This window comes from Vibrio bathopelagicus, assembly GCF_014879975.1.
Taxonomy (GTDB): Bacteria; Pseudomonadota; Gammaproteobacteria; order Enterobacterales; family Vibrionaceae; genus Vibrio; species Vibrio bathopelagicus.
The window spans coordinates 1,792,627-1,812,190 of sequence record NZ_CP062501.1; the positions used below are offsets into that span (position 1 = coordinate 1,792,627).

The following is a 19,564-nucleotide window of genomic DNA, read 5'->3' on the forward strand; positions in this document are numbered from 1 at the left end:
TTATCTTCTTGTTTTGTTTTTAAAGAGCCTTGCCATTACAGACAAGTAACGCGTAACAAATGACCTGCCGAACGAGAGCAAGGACATGAATAGAATTGATATGAGTGAAGCTGAGCCACCAGAAGAGCCACTGGTAACTGTTGGTTCTTCTGGTGAAGTCGTTGTTTCTCCACATTCGTATTTCGAAATAGTGCCTAGCCCCCACTGCTTTAAGTACCCAGTTTCACCATTCACATAATCGGCGATTTCTAAACGCCAAGAACCGTTAATAGGCTCACCCGCAAACGAATCAAGAACCCGATCATGCTTAAGCGTGAAGTAACCATCAAAACCAGAAAATCGCGTCGCCTTATGGTTGAGTAAATCAACTCGTGTTCCCTTCGGTGAAATCAGAGTCACTACTAAGTCGCTCAACCGAGGGTGATCGATATCCAAATACATGCCGAAATTTTCGTCTGCGAACTGAGCCGTTCCATTTAGAGTGAAATTGAATGTTTTAAAGCCAACGATCGGCTGATTGGTCGAGCTAAATCGACTATCAGGAAGATAGCTGTTCACTTCTTTAATATCGGATTCGAGTACAGGTAAACCATATACAAGTGACGAATCATGCTGCCAATTTTGTGATTTGAGGGCGTCGCTGTATCGATAGTCGACACTCGTATTCATGGTGACTGAAGAACCACACATCTCGTCTGTCGGAAGTGTCGCTTCAATCGTTAGTTGGTTAATCGGAGGACTAACAAACGACTTCATCAATTCTGAGATATTGATTTGGCCATCCACTTGAGCCTGTCTTAACGTCGGGTACAACTCAATCGTCAACGGCTTCTTTGGATCAACATAACGGTCAGGAACCTCTACTTTAAATGGCTCGATAATCAATCCATGCACATCAAACTTTTGCTTCAATATTTCGGCATAATCTCGATTCGGATACAGCTGTTGAGCCACAAACAGTGTACTCTCAGCTAAATCGTGCATTTTCAAGCCACGACCTAGCCCGTACATAGACTCGAGTATGATTGAATCGAACTCTTTAAAAGCGAGCTCACCATATTGTTCAACCGAAGCTTTCAGAGCTTGGAACAGTGGCGTTGACCAAAGCTCATCGCCTAACTCACCAGCAACACTTTCATGCGGACGATACTCAGCTTGCCTAAAGTAACGTGCTCTTTGGTTCCATAGGCTACGAGTGGTATTCCTTACCCCGAAGTAACCATCCCAGTTAAAGACAGTATCTATCTCGAACTCTTGTCCACGAGTCTGTGCATTTTCATATTGAGTACGAAAGCTAAAACTACCCGCCCAATAGTCTCCAAAACCTTCACCAATTGCGCCTGTATGACCGTAAGCCCAGTCTTTAACGATGTGATAATGAATCCCGTGACCCAGCTCATGCAGAATCACGTCACCATCTAATGCATCTGGAGAGCCACCACCGATACCAAACAAAGCCGCTTTGGGACCATAATAATACGTCGAGTTATCTGCAGATAAGCCTCTGCCATCGAACTCAAGAGGGGCATCAAACAGATCAAAGCCCAAGCTGCTGATATAGCTTAAAGACTGGTCTAGATGAGCAAATACCATCAATTGTGGGAATCGCACATCTTGCCAATCCACATTTTGCAGCTCGTTCAGATCGGCAAACTTTGTGACACCTTCAGCTGCGAGAAAATTTGAAGTGTCGCGGTTCGTTGTCGCTCCGGAATCAGGGTCGATCGAATATAGGGCCGTTGCATCAACCTGAGAGACACGATCATTGGTAAGGTAGATACCATCGCTGTGGTTCAATACCTCCACATCCGCTTGCACGTAATGTGGGGAGTTTGGATACTGATTGACATCGGTTAACAACGTCTCTGGTGGCGCAGCACGGTCCATGGTTCTCAAATCAGGGCTGAACACGTTCACATGCGTCGCAACAACTTGACCACCGCTTAAGCTTGGTGCTCGCTCAGCTTCTAATAAACGAGGAACTTCCAGCTCAGCAGCCGTTGTCGGATTTCCGTTGAGTAACACGGTATTTTCTAAGCTTCTGAAAACACGTGACACCTGTTCGTCAGTATTGGTGGAAAGAACCATGGACTTTTGTTGTTGGTACTCACCTTCAATCAATACATCGAAGTTGTAGTGGCGCCCCAACTTAGACTGTGTTTCATAGCGAAACCTTAGCGTACCAACCTCAGGATAAGCTTCTTCTAAGTAAGCCTTCGCTTCTTGTTGCGTTGTCACAACGGTATTACCAATTGGGTAATCCCACTCGGCAGCACTGCTTGTTGCCGAAACCAAGAACAAAGCGAGGTATAGAGGACTCTTTTTCATATGTCCTCCTTAAAACTCATACTTGGCGTTAACAGTGAAATAACGACCAGGTTCTGTAGAGTAGGTTTTATAGCTATCAGCGATACCCGCAACATCTTGATATCGAATGTATTCTTTATCGAATAAGTTGACGACATTAGCACTCACGTCTAGACCAAAGTTCCATGAGTAACTTACGCCCAAATCGACACTCGCCCAGCCGCTTGTTGTCGCACAATCTGTAACAATACCTAGGTCATCTTCACATTCAGGCACCTTATCCATTGCTTGCGCCCAATTAACCTGTGCATAAGCGGAGAAGGCGTTATCGTCATAAGTCACCTCGGCATTACCTTCCCAAGGGGTTAGTGTGCGAACTTTTTCGCCTTCATCATCTTCACCATCAACGTAGCCGACTTTAGTGCTCACACTCCACACATCATTCAAACGATGGGCAATTGAAGCCTCAATGCCGTACGTCTCGACTCCACTTACGTTTTGGTACTGCTTGTAGTAGTTGCCTGTATTTGAGTCCGGCACAAACGTGATCTGTTTAACATCGATAAAATTGTCAAACTTCTGATAAAAAACAGCGGCGTATAGCTGCGTCTTTCCATTGTCATACTTACTGCCTAATTCAAATGAGTCGCTTGTCTCTGCCTCTAGGTCCATATTTGGTACGATCACAAACGGGGCAATCGGAAGAAAATCATGGTTCTGATAACCATAAATTTTGTCATAACCCGGCGCTCTATAGCCGTGATTGTAAGAAAGGTAGGTATTAAATGATTCTGTTAACTGGTAACCCACCGATAAGCTCGGAGAGAACTCGCTCGAACTTTGTTCCTTCACTTCGTAACCATTAATCGAGTTCTGTGATTCAGGTTTCAACTGGTGTAAATCAAAACGGGCACCTGCCGTCACAGTCCACTGATCAATTTCAATCGCATCACGAACAAATGCAGCAAAGTTGTACGAACGCGCTGGTGCAAAAGGAACATCTGCATTGAGCGACACGCCATTCCAATCTAAAACAGAAGATTGGCTTGGACGCTCATGGAGGTTGGTTTCCATGCTCATGCCATAAGACAATGTATGGCTCATGTTTTTATGTTGAAACGCACTAATAAAATCGGCGTTAACGCCAAGAAGCTGATCGGTGAAACCACGAAAGTCAATCGTTCTACGTAATTCAGACACGTTATTATTGGTTCGAGACATCAAGCGATTTGTGGTGTCTTCGTTTGTCATATCACGCCAATAAATCTTGGCATCTAATTCCTCAAACCAAGTATTAGCAGGTAGATACTCAAAGCCGGCATAAGCAGAAAATGACTCGGTATAGCCTTGTTGATCAAAGTCTTCCGTGTCCCACTTACCATCTTTTTGAATCTTAGACGAGCCTTCTTTACGACTTAAGTTCTCTTTGTAGTACTCAACATTACCTTTAAGCATTAAAGCGTCTGTCGACCAGTAATTCAGAGTGTAACCACCGCCAACACCATCGATGTCTCGCTGATATAGGTCCTCATCAAAGTTACGTGTTTCTTCACCTTCCCAATAAGAAAGGTTGAGTAAGCTTTCAAATTTTCCAGCACGAAAAGCAAGGTTTGTCGCGCCTTTGTATTTATTACTGATACCGGTATAGGTTGCAGATACATCGCTGTAAAAGTCTTTGTCGTCGAGATAGTCCCCCGGCTTTTTCGTCCTAACCACCACCACGCCACCAATAGCGCCTGAACCGTATACGGATGAACTCGCCCCTTTTATAACCTCAATACTTTCCAAGTTAGACATATCAAACGAGTTACGCCCTACCTTGTCATTGATGTCGTTGGCGCCAAAGCCATCAGCAGACTTTATTCCGTCTTTCACAATCAAAATCCGGTTGCCTGTCATCCCACGGATCGTAATGTTTTGAGATCGACCAGCTCCCCCAGAAACACTGACTCCAGGCTCGCTCTTTATTGCGTCATAAAGCTCAGTTGCACCTTTTTGTTCCAAATCCTTACCGGTGATTACAGCAACTGAACCTGCAACTTCAGATAGAGGTTGCTCGATTTTATTCGCAGTGACGAGCACTTCTTCAAAGTGATAAACCTCAGATTCGGCGTGCACGAGGTTGGCAGCAAGTACACTCAGTACTGCCGCTGATAGGGGGGAAAGCTTCATTTACTGCTCCGCTTTAATGTTTTTCTGGGTAAGTGATAAAAGGAATGCGTATTCAAACGCTTGTTGAGATAAGGACCGTCGCCTGTCTGTCGAGTGCCCTTGAGTAAAGTTTGTCGACAATAGATAAGGTCCACTGCCAGTCGTTAATTCACTTAACTTCGCGTAATACTTTGCGCCTTCCCAATAAGGCACGCGGCGATCATTAAGGCCAACCTGAATCAATATTGGTGGGTAGTTTTGTTCGCTAAGATTCAGATAAGGGTCATATTGCTGCATTACCTTCAATTCATCGGCAATGTTTGGGTTGCCCCACTCACCATATTGCTGAGCCGTTAGAGGTAATGCAGAATCAGACATGCTGTTCACAACGTCGACAAAGGGCACTTTAAGGACAGCACCATCAAACAAGTCAGGAGCCTGATTTAGGGCTCCAGCAACAAGAGTGCCACCAGCACTTCCTCCGATCGCATAGATGGAGCGCTTACCTAGATTGTATGTAGTCAAATCACGAGCAGCTGCGATGAAATCCAAGATGGCATTTTCTTTTTTAATCCCCTTACCTGCTTGATACCAAGCGTCACCATAGAAGCCGCCACCTCGAACATGTGCAATCGCATAAATGACACCCTCATCAAGTAGGCTAATGATTTGGGGCATAAAGTAGGGCTTCATCGTCATGCCATAAGCACCGTACGCGTATAAAAACACTGGTGTAGTCTTAGTCAATTTGTCTTTGCGATAAGCCAGTGTGACTGGAATCATTACCCCATCAGAATTCACCATAACTTGCTCGGTTTGATACGCTGATTGTTGGTATTGAGGGTAATGGTCTTGAGAGAAGCTTTCTCGTTGTAAAGTATCAGTATTCAACCGGTCCCACTTCGCAGGCTGAGTCAAAGACATGCTGCGAATATGTAATTTGTTACTCTGGTAGTCGCCTACTTGGCTTACCCAAGCAACTTGGCCTGCGTCAGCCAATAACTGGCTTGAACGATAGCGATCGTCATTATCGAAGAAGTGTAAAGATTGAGACGCGCCACTCTGGCTAACAACTACAGCGCCAGACTCAAACAAATAGAAGTTACTGATTCTAGATCCGTCCGTCGGTTCAAAAACAGTTCGCCAAAGGTTGATATGTGTAGCCTGAGTAAGTGGTGCAGAGTAAAAAGCAAAATCATTGCGGTCGTGATTACTGTTGGCAAACAACATAGAATCCGAAACATCAACGTAGTACTCCACCCCCGTTTTTCGTGGTAAAAGTGGTTTAGAGACTTCACCGCTATCAAGGTTTAACAAACGTTGCTCGCTGGTGTTTTCACTGTTTGCCTGAACCACAGCAAATTGCGTATCACTTGAAAGATAATACGAAAGCAACCAAGCGGAGTCTGGCTCTTCCATTAACTGAATTGGCTTTGACTGATTTAAGAAGTATTTCGTTAGCCCATAAGGTCTCGAAGTTTGTTGTTCAAGTTGAATCAAATACAGAGATTGACCGTCTTTCGACCACGCAAGCGAGCTATCTACATTTTGAGCTATTAGTGTTACTTGCTGAGTTTTAAGATCAACAACACTCACTCGATACTGCTCAGTACCCGTAATATCTTCTGCTATCGCGAGCTTGGTTTTAGTTGAGTCTAGCGCCCAATCACCTAACTGATAGTAATCATGCTCAGCAGATCGGGCGTCAAGGTTAAGTAGCTCAGTTGAAACATCACTACCAACTTGTCGAGATAGTAAGATCCTTTCACCATTATGATTTAGGATCGCATACTCAGACCCATCGATTTCCTGCCATGGTTTTTCAGCATGCTCAGCACGGTTGTCTTGCCAATTTTTTTGTAGGGATTCGCTCAGAGATCGAATACGTTCTTGATACAACTGAGTTTGATCATTCTGTTGATTAAGATAATTGAGTACTTTATTTACACTACGGGAATCATCTCTGAGCCAAGAGAACTGATCCGAAGCGCTAACCGTTCCTGTCAGTAGGAGCGCAAAAGCTAACAACACACACGCTTTCATAAATACAAGAAATCCATACGCTAATTTAATAAATTTCGCGTATATTGCACCCAAACGATAATGAGATCAATTATCATTTACATAATTACGTGAGATTAATCACAAGAAGGGCTTCAGTTATTGATGGATTACTATTGTAATCCTAGAAGGGATTTATATTTAGATAAGCCTGATAAATCAGTCGATAGTGTTTATTTCAATCAGAAAATTGACCATTCACAGAATAAGCAAACGTTTACTAAGTTTGTGAAGCGACTATCTCCACTAAAGCAATTTTGAAGACTTGGCTAACCTCGTTAGCTAGCAAACCTTACTGACCGTTCTCAGCGGCTCTGATTCTTTCAATCGCTTCGACCCTTCTAAGCTGTTGTGGATGAAAATGAGCTTCTCTAAGCTGGGCAATCGTCTCTTTTTGTTCAATTTCTGAGAGTGCTGAGTCATTCAAAATGTCATTTCGTTCAACAAAGTAAACTTCTAAAGCTCCTTCAAAGCTCTCTCTTTGTTGATCAAGCGCTTCGAGCCGCTGCGTCGCTTCTTCGCCGACCAATTCATTTCTCTTCAAGTATTTGCCTTGTTCGTCTAGACCTTCTGAACTGGATAGCTGCGGGAGTAATACCTGATTTTGATGACTGACTTGAACGTAATCTGGCTGCTCAGATAGATAAGACTCAAGTCTTTGTTGATATTCCGACTCGTCTAGCCCTTCTTGTTTCAGAAGTAACTTTTCTAAAGCGATTTCCCTCATTCTGTTGTCATGGGTAAATAGAATACTTACCTCGCTCTCACTGAAAAATTGAGATTGGAGATCGAGCAACGCTTGATTCAGTGCGCGTAGGTCCTCAGCGGATATTGATGTGGTGTCAAATTGCACGTCCAGTGATGTCAGTGCCGACTTGTACTCGAGATATTTGGCAAACAGTGCTTCATCGACAATAGCAGCTTGTGATTGCTCGTGGTGTTTTGCCACATTGTCACGAATATCTTCAAGGGTTAACTCGGTGTTGCCTGACACAAAATATTCCATCATGTCTTTGGCTGATGCATTATCGATTTCGGTATCTTGTTGAGAGGTAACCTTCAATGAGGAGGCGTTCTGTTGTTTGTTGTTTGAATTTAGATTGTCTGTTTTTGCAGGCGAAAAGATTACATAAAAAAAGACCGCCGCTGTGCTCATCAGGGCTATCGTGGTTATCGACAAAATGGCGGTCTTTTTCATTACATTTTCCTTATGATCTTAACTTATGGGCAGTACGACTTACAGGCCAGCTAACTTCAATCGATTAGCGTGTTGACGATATAGCGTCACGGGATCGGTCTCAAAAAGGTGATGAATACCCAATAACCCATTAATCTCGTCTAGGTGATTCATTTTGTAATCGTCACCAATCACTTTGCCCAAATGCGCGCTACATGCTCCCACTAATCCGTCATTAGGTTCATTAAAGGCCAAGCCAAGGATTGTCATCGCTCCGTCGGTAGGATCAAGAAGGTTGGTAAAAGTGGAAGATCCTGTCCATGAATAGTAATAAACACCGTTGTTTGCTTGCCATTCACCATCACCACACGCAGACGTCGGAACGCCTTCAGGGTAAAACTGATTGAATGCAAGCGAACCTTCAGTGGTCAACGCTTCAAGGGAAGCAAGGCCATCTTGATCAAGATCCGTTCCGCCAGATAATAGGTTGATAAGCGTAGTCAATCCGCCAGCCAACTTAACCGCAATACCTTCCGCGGTTGAACCTTCTGATACGGTTCCACGCACGAGGTCAGCGACTTTAGATCCTTTATGAACACCGCCAATACTTGTCACCGAAGCAACCAGATCGGGGCGAACTGATGCAACATAACGCGCTGTTGGTCCACCATGGCTGTGACCGACCAGATTCACTTTACTTGCCCCTGTTGCGGCTAACAGTGTTTCAACTTGAGCTAGCAATTGCTCGCCACGCACTTCAGAGCTGTTGGTCGCAGATACCTGCGCGACATAAACGCTGGCACCATCTTTGGTTAGGGATTCAGGTACGCCATAGAAATAGTCGACACCCGCTAATGTATCGAAACCAAACAAACCATGTACCAACATAATGGGATATTTCGTTTCCGTGTATCCGCTAACTTCTAATGCAGATGCGCTCGTTCCGGCATAGACACCAAAACTGGATAGACAGGCTATCGTCCAAATTAATATCTTTTTCAATGCTCTTTCCTTAAACAGATTAGACCTCTGATGAGTAAAAGAACCGTAGTTGATGATTTTATAAAACTAAAAAGATTGACTCGATATTTGTGATACTGAACTTGAATTAAACAGTTGTGATGAACATTAAACAAATAGAATCAGACCAGATTTTTACATCACAACTTATTGATTAAATTAACATTTAATGAAGATTATGAAGCTACAACTTCAATTATCTTGACCAAAGATAAGCCCAACATTCACATAAACGGCTCACCTCGTTTGGATCTACGACGACATACTGGCGAGTCATAACTCTCAGAAATCGAATATTAAATGATAAATCTCTCGCTTCGAATCGATTAATTTTCAATCAGAAAGTCGTTGGAAATTTGATACTTATTCCAATTATGAAACGCCAACAACCTGAATGCATTGACGGGAATTATTGATTTTCGATATAGGTCGTACCAGTTATTTACTTGTCTACTTATCAACAAGCAATAGACAACAAGCAACAACGTTATGTTTGGCTCACTAAATATAAAAGAGAATACAGTGATGAAAAATACGGCTTTAATACTCGCGTTAACCATACCATTTGGGGCTTATGCTGCAGAAGATTCAATACCGACACCAGAATCGATTACATCAGCACAAGTGCTCAGCACACAAGGTTCAGAAACCTATTCTTATGTTCGATGTTGGTACCGAACTGACGCATCACATGATTCCCCTGCTACCGACTGGCAATGGGCAAAAAAGGAAAATGGTGATTACTACACAATCAACGGATATTGGTGGTCTTCCGTTTCTTTCAAAAACATGTTCTACAGCGATGCACCTCAATCGGAAATCAAAGAACGTTGCGAGCAAACACTCGATATCCAACATGGCGCCGCTGACATCACCTACTTTGCGGCAGACAATCGCTTCTCTTACAATCACTCGATCTGGACCAACGACAACGCCGTCCAAGCAAACACCATTAATCGTATAGTCGCCTTTGGTGATAGCCTCTCTGATACCGGCAACCTATTTAATGGCTCTCAATGGGTTTTTCCGAACGCTGATTCATGGTTTTTAGGACACTTTTCGAATGGTTTGGTTTGGACTGAGTATTTAGCAAAAGCAAAAGACCTCCCTCTTTATAACTGGGCTGTAGGCGGTGCGGCTGGCACCAATCAATACGTCGCGCTGACTGGCGTATATGACCAAGTCACGTCCTACCTAACCTACATGAAAGTCGCCAAAAATTATCGCCCTGAAAACTCACTATTTACTCTAGAATTTGGCCTCAATGACTTTATGAATTACGACCGAGAAGTCGCCGATGTCAAAGCCGATTTCAGTAGCGCTCTGATCCGATTAACAGAATCTGGCGCGAGTAATATACTTCTGTTCACATTGCCCGATGCGACTAAGGCACCGCAGTTCAAATACTCTACCGAACAAGAGATCATTAAAGTTCGCGGAAAGATCTTAGAGTTCAATCAATTCATCAAGGCGCAGGCCGAGTATTACCAAAGCTTGGGGAAAAACGTGGTGCTTTTTGATGCAAGTGCACTGTTTGCTAGCATTACCGATAATCCAGAGCAACATGGTTTTCGAAACGCGAGTGATGCCTGTCTTGATATCAATAGAAGCTCAGCTGCAGACTACTTACGAAGCCATAGCTTGACTAATGATTGCGCGACCTATGGCTCAGACAGCTATGTATTCTGGGGCGTGACACACCCAACCACGGCTACTCATAAATACATTGCCGATCATATCTTGGCGTACTCGTTCTCTACCTTTGATTTCTAACGAGGAAACCTCGTCAAGTATCATCAAATACGGTCTGTAAGTACCAGAAGCTAAGGGCTTACACGAAGTACAGATACAAAAAAACCGCCATCATCGGCGGTTTTTAGTTACATCAACCTTTCAAAGCCAAGCTTTTAGGTCACGCGAGTTGATTACTCGTCGTCCACTTTTGGTGCGACTTTCTTCTTAGGGATAAACACTGTATCACCCACAGCCACATTTTGGTGGAAGCTCTTATCGCGCTTAACCGGTTTCTTCGGCGTTTTCTTAACTTGAGTGTTGGTCTTCTTCTTCGCAGGTCCGCCTTTAGCAAAAGCAGGTTTACGAGGCTTAATACCTTTGAATTTACCTTTCAAGCCTTCAAGCACAGAGAAAGTAAGATCTTGTTGAAGGTAAAGCTCAACACGCTTGAAGCTGTCCCAGTCTTTTGGACCAACCAAAGAGATTGCATCGCCTTTGTTACCCGCACGACCAGTACGACCAACGCGGTGCACGTACTCTTCTGTATGCTTAGGCATATCAAAGTTGATAACGTGGCTTACGTTTGGAATATCAATACCACGTGAAGCAACATCTGTTGTTACCAAGATCTTGTAAACCGCACGCTCAAATTGGCTCATGATGGCATTACGTTGCGTTTGGTTTAGGTTGCCGCTCAATGCCACTGCTTTAAGCTTCTTCTCGTTTAACTTATCCGTTAAACGATCAGTATCGGCACGAGTTGCAGTGAAGATCATCACCTGACGGTATTCAGCTTCTTCAATCACACGATCCAAGATCGCTTCTTTGTGATCTAGATGGTCACACAGGTAGAACTTCTGAGTGATATCAAGGTGTTGTTCGTTAGAAACGCCCACTGAGATACACTTAGGTGCATCTAGCATTTCATTTGCAATGCCATTCACTTCCGCGTGATCAAGCGTTGCAGAGAACATCAACGTTTGACGACGACGGTGTTTAGCTGCATTCGCAATACGACGTAATTCAGGTGCGAAACCTAAATCTAGCATGCGGTCAGCTTCATCAAGGATTAGCGTTTCAACACCATCTAAAAACAGTGAGCGGTGCTCTAGGTGATCCGCAAGACGGCCTGGAGTCGCAACAATAAAACGAGGGTACTTACGTAGAGCTTTAACTTGGTCGTTAAAGTTTTCACCACCCAAGATAAGTGTTGCTTCGTAAGACAAACCGCCAAGCATGCTACGCAGCTCGCCGTAAACTTGTTTTGCTAGCTCACGAGTAGGAGCCAAAATTACACCACGAGGATCTTTAGCAGAAAACGCTTTTGTTTTTAATGCTTTATGTATCATCGGCAACACAAACGCCAATGTTTTTCCTGATCCCGTTTTTGATGAAGCCAATAGATCCTTACCAGCAATAGCAACAGGGATCGCTTTTGATTGGATCTCTGTCGCCTTCTTGAAGTCGTAATGTTTTAAGTTCTTCAGTAAGCGGTTATCTAAGCCTAAATCTTTAAAGTGCAAAGGACTCTCCAGTCATGATGGTATTGAATAAAATTAATTTAACGTGACATGATACCGCGAAAGTACTTTATAAGGATAGAGATCACAGTAAATTTATCCCTTTATCTAATGTTAACCAGAATATTATATGCACTGCTAACAAAGGGGTGACTCACCTTTTCACTGTATTATTACCGCGCCACCCACTTCATCTCAAAAGTGAGACAGATTGTGATACCTAGCTAATTAGCTCAAAAATTTAGCAATTTCTTTAGTTATTGTTTTTGCAGTTAAAAAATTTGTCGCTACAATCATTAATGAAGCGACTATATGATAAAGAATGTATAGCGCATCTTTTGATGATAAATAAGCAAGGAGTTCTTATGAATAAGACGTTAATCGCAGCTGCAGCCTCTGTGTTCATTCTAGCAGGTTGTTCTTCTGAGCCAGAAGAAGCTGCAGTGTCTGAGATGGATCAACTAACGAATCAAGTTGCTCAACTAACAAGCGAAGTAGAAGCACTTAAGAGTGACAAAGCGGCTGCTGAAATGAAAGCTCAAGAAGCATCAGCTGCGGCTATGGCAGCAAAAGAAGAAGCGGATCGTGCTAACGACCGTATCGACAACATTGCTGAGTCTTACACTAAGTAATTGAGATAGAAGCTCAATGAAGCTGTAGATTTCAAAAGACGTATATACATGCAGTAAATTGACAACACCACCTCTTTTCGAGGTGGTGTTTTTTTATTGAGAGAGGGATGGTTCGTTTTTAAAACTCAATCACAGGTGGTGCGATTTCAACAGGTACACCGTTTTGAGCAAAGATCACCGCTTTCGCCTTTGAATTAGGAAGATCTGCGTCTTCAAGCCACCATTTTAATTCAACAGGGATTTGTAGTAATTTCTTAGAGCCATCACTTCGCGTCAATGGTTCGTGAGCCTCAACAAATACACTTCTATCGGGCTCTAAAGACACCTTAATCGGCTCGTCGATTATTGTGACTTGTTCACCACGACTCACCTGTTCAAAAAGCCACTCAATATCTTTAGGTTCCATACGGATACACCCAGAACTCACTCGCAAGCCAATACCAAAGTCTTTATTGGTACCGTGTATCAAATAGTCACCAGCACCATAAGCAAGTCGCAATGCATATTCACCTAAAGGATTTTCAGGCCCAGCAGGAACCACTCTTGGTAACTCTATCCCTTTCTCTAAGTACTCTTTGCGGATTGAGTTTGGAGGAGTCCAAGTCGGGTTTGGACGTTTTTGGCTTATCTTGGTGATCATCTCGGGAGTATCACGCCCTACTCGACCAATACCGACTGGGAAAACATGCACCTGGTTCTTCTCAGGCTCGAAGTAGTACAGCCTCAACTCAGCAAGGTTAATCACAATGCCTTTTCTCGGAGTGTCCGGCAGAATCAGACGACTAGGAATGCTTAACACATAGCCTTCAGCAGGAAGAAAAGGATCGACCCCTTTGTTTGCCGCCATCAAAGAGAGAAAGCCAATATCGTATTGCTTTGCAATAATAGCCAACGTTTCACCCGCCGCAACTTCGTGTTGCTGTATTCTGCCCACGATACGACTTTCTGTCGGTGGCAACTCAAAAGTTGCAGCAGACACCCACGACGAAGTCATCGCGCCTGCAAGCAGAGTTGTTACCAGAGGGAACAAAGTCGTTCTCACAGTAAGCAAAGCAATCTTGCGCAGCTGTATTTTCATAGCGAGCAAAGGCATCAAGTTAGCGCAATACGACATACAATTCCTTGGTTTGTCTTTTATCAAAGTTTAGATTATCGCTGATCAAACGTCTCTACAATGTATTGTTGCCTCCAAACCAATATGCAATAGGTTTGTATCTTGAGATTTATCTGTAGATAGCTTGCAAATTACCCATACAAAATCGATTGCCTTTAAGCTTTCAACATATTTGGTTATCAATATTAATAAAACTATAATGTTGGATCTATTTTGTGACTAAAGTCTCATGGAACCTCGTTTTAACTCGCTAATATTGCGTCAACAAAACGAATTCAATTCAACAGAATCGGTAATTTATTAAATCCTGTTCCTATAATTACCGTTTAAACTTTGGAGAACGACCATGGCTACACCTCATATTAATGCTCAAGCTGGTGATTTCGCAGAAACAGTACTTATGCCGGGCGACCCGCTTCGCGCAAAATACATTGCTGAAACATTCCTTGATGACGTGAAGCAAGTTTGTGACGTTCGCAACATGTTTGGTTACACAGGCACTTACAAAGGTAAGAAAGTTTCTGTAATGGGCCACGGTATGGGTATCCCATCATGCTGCATCTACGTACACGAGCTTATCGCTGAGTTCGGTGTGAAAAACGTTATTCGTGTAGGTAGCTGTGGTGCAGTACGTGACGACGTTAAACTAATGGACGTTGTTATCGGTATGGGTGCTTCTACTGACTCAAAAGTAAACCGTATTCGTTTCAACAACCATGACTTCGCTGCTATCGCTGATTTCGGTCTTCTAGAAGAAGCAGTAAGCCAAGCACGTGCTCAAGAAGTTCCAGTTAAAGTTGGTAACGTATTCTCTGCTGACCTTTTCTACACTCCAGAAGCTGACCTTTTCGAAAAAATGGAAAAACTAGGCATCCTTGGTGTTGATATGGAAGCGGCTGGTATCTACGGCGTTGCTGCGGATCTTGGTGCTAAAGCGCTAACAATCCTAACAGTATCTGACCACATCATCCGTGGTGAGAAACTAAGCTCAGAAGAGCGTCAAAAATCTTTCAACGACATGATGAAAGTTGCTCTAGAGACTGCAATCAACATCTAACGATTTGATAAAAGATACATTGAAAAGCGTTACCCCGCAGCCAAGCTCATTTGGCTGCTCAAATAATCCCGAGGGGGAGATCGTGTCTAACGACAAGCTGCCAAAAGATGCGGATGGTTTGCAACTCAACTTTTGTAAAACATTGGCGTGTGACAACTTTGGCTTGAGCGATGCAAAACGATATGTTTTGCAACACGCTAACCCTAAGCGTCCAGCGATGGTTTGTCGTGAATGTGGAGCTTTCCCCCCCTTACTTAACAATCGTGAAGTGTTAAGCGAACTTCATCGCCTGAGACAACTTCACAGCGATGGCCTTCCTGCTTGCCGCAATGATGATTGCGATAACTTTGGCCTATCGGTTCATACCCACAAACATCTTTATCATGCCTTCGGTTACAGCGGTGACAGGCAGCGTTATCGATGCAAAGATTGCCAATCAACCTTCGTTGATAAGTGGTCTGGATCCAATAAAAAACTTCAGTTTCAAGAGAACCTCATGGGCTTATTGTTCATGGGCTATTCCGTACGTGAAATCTGTAGAAAGTTAGAGATCAACCCAAAGACTTTCTATGATCATGTTGACCATATCGCCAGCCGTTGTCGTCGCAAATTAGCGATGATCGATGCTCGATGGGTTAATCATGCCAAAGACTATCAATTTGCTTCCCATTATCAGCGCTTACAACCACAAAGTAATAACGGTGTGGTCTGGATAGCAACGGGCGAAGCACATTCGGGCTATATCCTTTGCCAGCATGTCAATTACTCTCAGAATGAAGAGCCTACGGGAAATGTTGACCACAACCCTTACGATGATGTGGCACGCTTTGTCTCAAAAGAGCACTCGTCTGAGGCAAATCTCGAACTTCCTCAACCTTCTGACAAGCTTAAAGAACGCATTGAACAGCAGTACCAAGTGATTCTTGCGAGAGGCAACGTTGAAGACCCTATGGGTAACCTCACTACGTTTAGCTACCCGTCTAAAGGAGCACTCATTCGACCGCCTTATACCTCCTATGCACACTTCTTACATGTGTTGGATATGTGTGACGAGAATAAGCATGTCGCCATTTATATGCCACAAGACCCATTACTAAGATCTGCCGCCCTAAGCGTTTGCTTGCCGCGCATACAGAGTCAAAATATTGACCTTATGTATGTAGAGGAAGATCCTGGCTGGCAAGACGATCAAAGTTTTGAAAAGATCGACATTGTACACATGAGTTGGTGGCGCGATCGTTGGGCTATTGCCAATCAAGGTGATAGCCAGAAAGGTATTTGCTACCTAACAGGTAACAATCCAGAACCAAAACAGTGGTTTAACACTGCATCCATTCAACAAACTAAGTTCTATCAACAACGCTTCCAAGTTCTGTTTGATAGCTTCATTAATGAGCCTAGACGTAAACTTCGTCCCGGTGGCATTCTTCCATTGCTCGACATATTCAGAGCTTGGCACAATCTGTGCTACCAAGATAAGCAAGGGCTAACTGCGGCACAGCGTTTAGGCGTAACTGAGCAGCCATTAACCCTAAAGCAACTACTTTCATAGACAGCTATAAACTAGACATTTATTTGGGAACTCATTGATTTTAAAGCAACAACATGAGGTAACACCCATAAATGGAAAAGATACATGCTCCTTACATGCTCTACGAAAGATAATTAGTGCTTATCCTAAATCACACTCTTATAATGATTGTGTTATCAATATGTTCGATAATTATGGATCTAAGCCTTGGACAAAAATCAGTACCTTCTTGAAACAGAACTAGAACAACTCAAAACTCGTGTCGACTCTGAACCGTTGGTGATCCTTGAGATTGCACAACAGTGCCTCGTCAGATCAGAGCAAGTTCTGTTTGAAGAGGGCGCGATCCAGTCACTGATGCTGATGGCAAGATGTTGCTGGAACCTGATGGATTACCAGACAGGTTTAAAGCACATCAAAGAGGCCTACAAACGACAGAACCGCTTAGAGACCGACCTTTTCCTCCCTGAAATCCTTCACCTACATGCGCTCCAGTTCTGGGGACAAGCCAAATATTATTCAGCTCAACAGTTTTGGATCAATGCCTTAGAACAATCAGCGCTGGTTGATGAAGTTGAGATACAAATTGAATGCTTGATTGGCCTCGGCAATATTTGGCGAATGACTCACGAATACAAGCTAGCCCGCTCAACCCACCAGCTCGCCGTGAAAGTGGCGAACATTAGCCGAATTGGCTGGTTAGAGGGCAAGGCGAGAATACTGCTCGCTTGGGATTACTACCTGCTCAACAATTACGTCGAGATGTTATCGGTACTGGATGGGGCGGAAGAAGCACTTAAAGAACATAAAGATAACACCTGGCATGCAGAAGTCTGGGACTTTAGAGGCCTTGCTCTGCTTGGCTTAGAACGCTTAGACGACGCAGAACGAGCGACAGCCAAAGCACATACACTTGCAGTCGAGCACAACCTAATTTGGATGAAGGCGCACTCTTATATCAGTCGAGCTCGATTAGAACTTCTGAGAAAAAGACCTGAACACGCCGCTGAATTACTCAAACTTGCTGAACAATCTGCAAACGAGTTCGACAACGGTGAATTGCTGAGCCAGATCTGTTATCAACAATCTTTGGTTGCAGAAGAAAACCAAGATTTTAAAGCTGCATTAATTGCCTTTAAGAAATACCGTCAATATTCTATCGGTATGCTTCGTGAACAAACTACACGTGTCGGCCTAGATAAAGCGCGAAGCTCAAAACGCCAACTTGAGCAGAGAGCCCGAAAGCTTATAAACCGAATTCGCGGTCAACATGAATACGATCCAGAGAAACACTTTTCTTTTGTTGTCTCTGAGACGTTTTGGTGGGAACAACTGGTTCTCTTCAAAACAGAGCTCAAACGCTCGAATCACAGCATCATCATGTTTCAACACGTAGACCCCGACTACTTAGATGTCTGTACCGAAATCGCTCATACCCTATGTAATCAAAACGATTTCATTTCAAGGCTGAGCTCTGAACGTGTCGCACTGATGCTTTCCGAGAAAGATGAGGCGGCAGAGCAAACCTTCAAAACTCTAACTACTATGCTTGATATGTTCCCTTGGCATCGAAAAGGATTAAAAGGTTCAAAGCCTACCGTCAGCCTCAATGACATTTTGACGTTCCCGTTCACTCTTGAACAACTAGAAGAAGATGATGCCGAGGTAAGAGTTTGATGGAAACGCTATTAAGTAAGATCACTGACGCTGGTTTAGATCCGTCATCGGTATCGGGCGAAGAAGCGATCATATTCTGGGATCACATTCGCCAGCACGTTTCGACAACCAAAACAGAACAAGCCCACTGCTATATCATCAGCTCGGAATACCGTGCTGAGTTGCAACAAAATCAAGCCAGCATCGACGAACTCAGGTTGGCACTCGACCTGCTCCATTTGCCTACCGACATCGAAGACATCCTTACGGTGAAAACCAGCCTAAGTGATCGTCTCGTCGAAATTGGTGACTACACCTCGGCATTGAATGAATTCGTCAGTTCATCGTCAATCGCTGTTGAACACGGCTACATTGATGAGTACGTGATGGCTATTTTGGGAATGGGCAACCTGTGCGACGCCTATGGTGATCACGGACGAGCACTACGCTACTATCAAAAAATCAACAGCATCGATCACGCAATAAGCAGTCGTTCACTTCGCCTTAAGTTCAAGCTGCATATGGTGGCGAGCCTTCTGCTACTCAATCGTATTACGGCGGCTTCGGATTTGCTCAACGAATGTGAAGAGCTGAGCATTCTCGTCAGCAACAAGTTGTTAACTGCACAGATAGCGCTTTATCAAGCCAAAGTGCTTCGCGCAAAGAAAAAGTACCATGAAGCACTGCGCTGCCTATCTAAGGTTCAATATTCAGCAAAGAATACACAAGCAAGCTGGTTAACCACCATGACTCGCTTAGAGCTCGCACGCAGCTTAAGTGCAATCAATAAGCAAGAATACGCAAGTATGATCTTATCGAGCACAGACAAACGAGTGAAAGACTACTCGTCACCTGTGCTCGCAAAACGTTTCTATGATTCATTGAGTGATGTTTGTATGAATCAAGGCCACTTCCAAGAGGCGCTGAGCTATGAGAAGAAAGGCTACCGCATAGAAACAGACTTGATGAAGCAGATTCCAATCAGTGAGCTTGGTGCAAGTCAATTGCGTCGCCTCTCTCGTTTCGAACTGAAACTCAAACTGATCTTATCTGAACAAGAAAATAGAGAACTCAAAGAAACTACTGAGCAACACAAAAATGCCGTAGCTCAACTACAACAAGACGTCTTCACCGATCCGCTGACGGGTTTGCATAACCGTCGATGGTTAGATGTAAAACTGAAAGACATGTTGCTACACGAAACACCTTTCGCATTAATGGTGGTTGATATTGACCACTTTAAGTCTATCAACGACGAACTCAGCCACTTAGTGGGCGACAAAGCGATTGTAAGCGTGTCTCAAGAACTTAGTGCCTACTTCAAGTTTAGAGGCGCATCTTGTGTCAGGTTTGGTGGGGAGGAGTTCTTAGTCATCCTTGAGAACACCAACCTTGCTAAGGCAGAAATGCACTCGGAAAATTACCGCGAACGAATCTTCCAATTTGGTTGGCATGAGATACTAGGTGAACGCGGTTTAACCGTCAGTATAGGTATCACTTTGCATCGCGAAGGAGAAAATACTCAACGTACTTTCTATCGTGCAGATAAAGCCTTATACCGAGCGAAGGCTAATGGTCGAAATCAGGTCTGTACTGAGTAGTTG

13 protein-coding genes are annotated in these 19,564 nt (G+C 43.7%); 6 read left to right on the forward strand and 7 right to left on the reverse strand.

Annotated features, from left to right (window positions below):
- The 5 genes from IHV80_RS24190 to IHV80_RS24210 all read right to left on the reverse strand — a co-directional run bounded on the left by IHV80_RS24190 (nt 1) and on the right by IHV80_RS24210 (nt 8,698).
- Nucleotides 1-2,328 (reverse strand): proprotein convertase P-domain-containing protein, encoded by a 2,328-nt coding sequence (locus tag IHV80_RS24190; protein ID WP_192891314.1) that lies wholly within the window; start codon nt 2,326-2,328, stop codon nt 1-3.
- Nucleotides 2,329-2,337: 9 nt separating this feature from the next.
- Nucleotides 2,338-4,479, reverse strand: a complete 2,142-nt coding sequence (locus IHV80_RS24195) for a TonB-dependent hemoglobin/transferrin/lactoferrin family receptor (protein WP_192891315.1) — start codon at nt 4,477-4,479, stop codon at nt 2,338-2,340.
- Nucleotides 4,480-6,501 (reverse strand): prolyl oligopeptidase family serine peptidase, encoded by a 2,022-nt coding sequence (locus tag IHV80_RS24200; RefSeq protein WP_192891316.1) that lies wholly within the window; start codon nt 6,499-6,501, stop codon nt 4,480-4,482.
- Between the two features lie 310 nt (nt 6,502-6,811).
- Complete coding sequence (locus IHV80_RS24205; protein WP_192891317.1) at nt 6,812-7,717, reverse strand: lipase secretion chaperone; 906 nt, start codon at nt 7,715-7,717, stop codon at nt 6,812-6,814.
- A gap of 39 nt (nt 7,718-7,756) precedes the next feature.
- On the reverse strand, nt 7,757-8,698 hold the full coding sequence (locus IHV80_RS24210) for a lipase family alpha/beta hydrolase (RefSeq protein WP_226088547.1): 942 nt from the start codon (nt 8,696-8,698) through the stop codon (nt 7,757-7,759).
- A 543-nt stretch (nt 8,699-9,241) separates the two neighbouring features.
- On the opposite strand from IHV80_RS24210, the gene IHV80_RS24215 reads away from it, so the two are divergent.
- Entirely contained in the window at nt 9,242-10,489 is a 1,248-nt protein-coding gene (locus IHV80_RS24215; protein WP_192892214.1) for an SGNH/GDSL hydrolase family protein, read from the forward strand.
- Between the two features lie 152 nt (nt 10,490-10,641).
- On the opposite strand, the gene IHV80_RS24220 is transcribed toward IHV80_RS24215, so the two are convergent.
- Nucleotides 10,642-11,973 (reverse strand): DEAD/DEAH box helicase, encoded by a 1,332-nt coding sequence (locus IHV80_RS24220; protein WP_192891318.1) that lies wholly within the window; start codon nt 11,971-11,973, stop codon nt 10,642-10,644.
- Between the two features lie 362 nt (nt 11,974-12,335).
- Here IHV80_RS24220 and IHV80_RS24225 point away from each other — a divergent pair, with 362 nt between their 5' ends.
- A complete protein-coding gene (locus IHV80_RS24225; protein WP_061032141.1) occupies nt 12,336-12,602 on the forward strand; it encodes an Lpp/OprI family alanine-zipper lipoprotein in 267 nt (88 codons plus the stop codon).
- 118 nt (nt 12,603-12,720) lie between these two features.
- On the opposite strand, the gene IHV80_RS24230 is transcribed toward IHV80_RS24225, so the two are convergent.
- Nucleotides 12,721-13,716 carry a L,D-transpeptidase family protein gene (locus IHV80_RS24230; RefSeq protein ID WP_192891319.1) on the reverse strand — a complete coding sequence of 332 codons (996 nt, stop codon included), beginning with the start codon at nt 13,714-13,716 and terminating at the stop codon, nt 12,721-12,723.
- A 346-nt stretch (nt 13,717-14,062) separates the two neighbouring features.
- On the opposite strand from IHV80_RS24230, the gene deoD reads away from it, so the two are divergent.
- The 4 genes from deoD (at nt 14,063) to IHV80_RS24250 (ending at nt 19,561) form a co-directional block, all read left to right on the forward strand.
- On the forward strand, nt 14,063-14,773 hold the full coding sequence (gene deoD / locus IHV80_RS24235) for a purine-nucleoside phosphorylase (protein WP_102438328.1): 711 nt from the start codon (nt 14,063-14,065) through the stop codon (nt 14,771-14,773).
- 82 nt (nt 14,774-14,855) lie between these two features.
- A complete protein-coding gene (locus tag IHV80_RS24240; protein ID WP_192891320.1) occupies nt 14,856-16,325 on the forward strand; it encodes an IS1 family transposase in 1,470 nt (489 codons plus the stop codon).
- Between the two features lie 186 nt (nt 16,326-16,511).
- The gene (locus IHV80_RS24245; RefSeq protein WP_192891321.1) at nt 16,512-17,981 is read left to right on the forward strand and encodes a tetratricopeptide repeat protein; all 1,470 of its coding nucleotides are present in this window, start codon (nt 16,512-16,514) and stop codon (nt 17,979-17,981) included.
- On the forward strand, nt 17,981-19,561 hold the full coding sequence (locus tag IHV80_RS24250) for a GGDEF domain-containing protein (protein WP_192891322.1): 1,581 nt from the start codon (nt 17,981-17,983) through the stop codon (nt 19,559-19,561). The genes IHV80_RS24245 and IHV80_RS24250 overlap by 1 nt, the downstream gene beginning before the upstream one ends.
- The last annotated feature ends 3 nt before the right edge of the window (nt 19,562-19,564 follow it).

Bases quoted from the DNA above. Each gene is read 5' to 3' on its own strand.
- IHV80_RS24190 (WP_192891314.1), bottom strand. From the start codon at position 2,328: ATGAAAAAGAGTCCTCTATACCTCGCTTTGTTCTTGGTTTCGGCAACA.
- IHV80_RS24195 (WP_192891315.1), bottom strand. From the start codon at position 4,479: ATGAAGCTTTCCCCCCTATCAGCGGCAGTACTGAGTGTACTTGCTGCC.
- IHV80_RS24200 (WP_192891316.1), bottom strand. From the start codon at position 6,501: ATGAAAGCGTGTGTGTTGTTAGCTTTTGCGCTCCTACTGACAGGAACG.
- IHV80_RS24205 (WP_192891317.1), bottom strand. From the start codon at position 7,717: ATGAAAAAGACCGCCATTTTGTCGATAACCACGATAGCCCTGATGAGC.
- IHV80_RS24215 (WP_192892214.1), top strand. From the start codon at position 9,242: ATGAAAAATACGGCTTTAATACTCGCGTTAACCATACCATTTGGGGCT.
- IHV80_RS24225 (WP_061032141.1), top strand. From the start codon at position 12,336: ATGAATAAGACGTTAATCGCAGCTGCAGCCTCTGTGTTCATTCTAGCA.
- IHV80_RS24230 (WP_192891319.1), bottom strand. From the start codon at position 13,716: ATGTCGTATTGCGCTAACTTGATGCCTTTGCTCGCTATGAAAATACAG.
- deoD (WP_102438328.1), top strand. From the start codon at position 14,063: ATGGCTACACCTCATATTAATGCTCAAGCTGGTGATTTCGCAGAAACA.
- IHV80_RS24250 (WP_192891322.1), top strand. From the start codon at position 17,981: ATGGAAACGCTATTAAGTAAGATCACTGACGCTGGTTTAGATCCGTCA.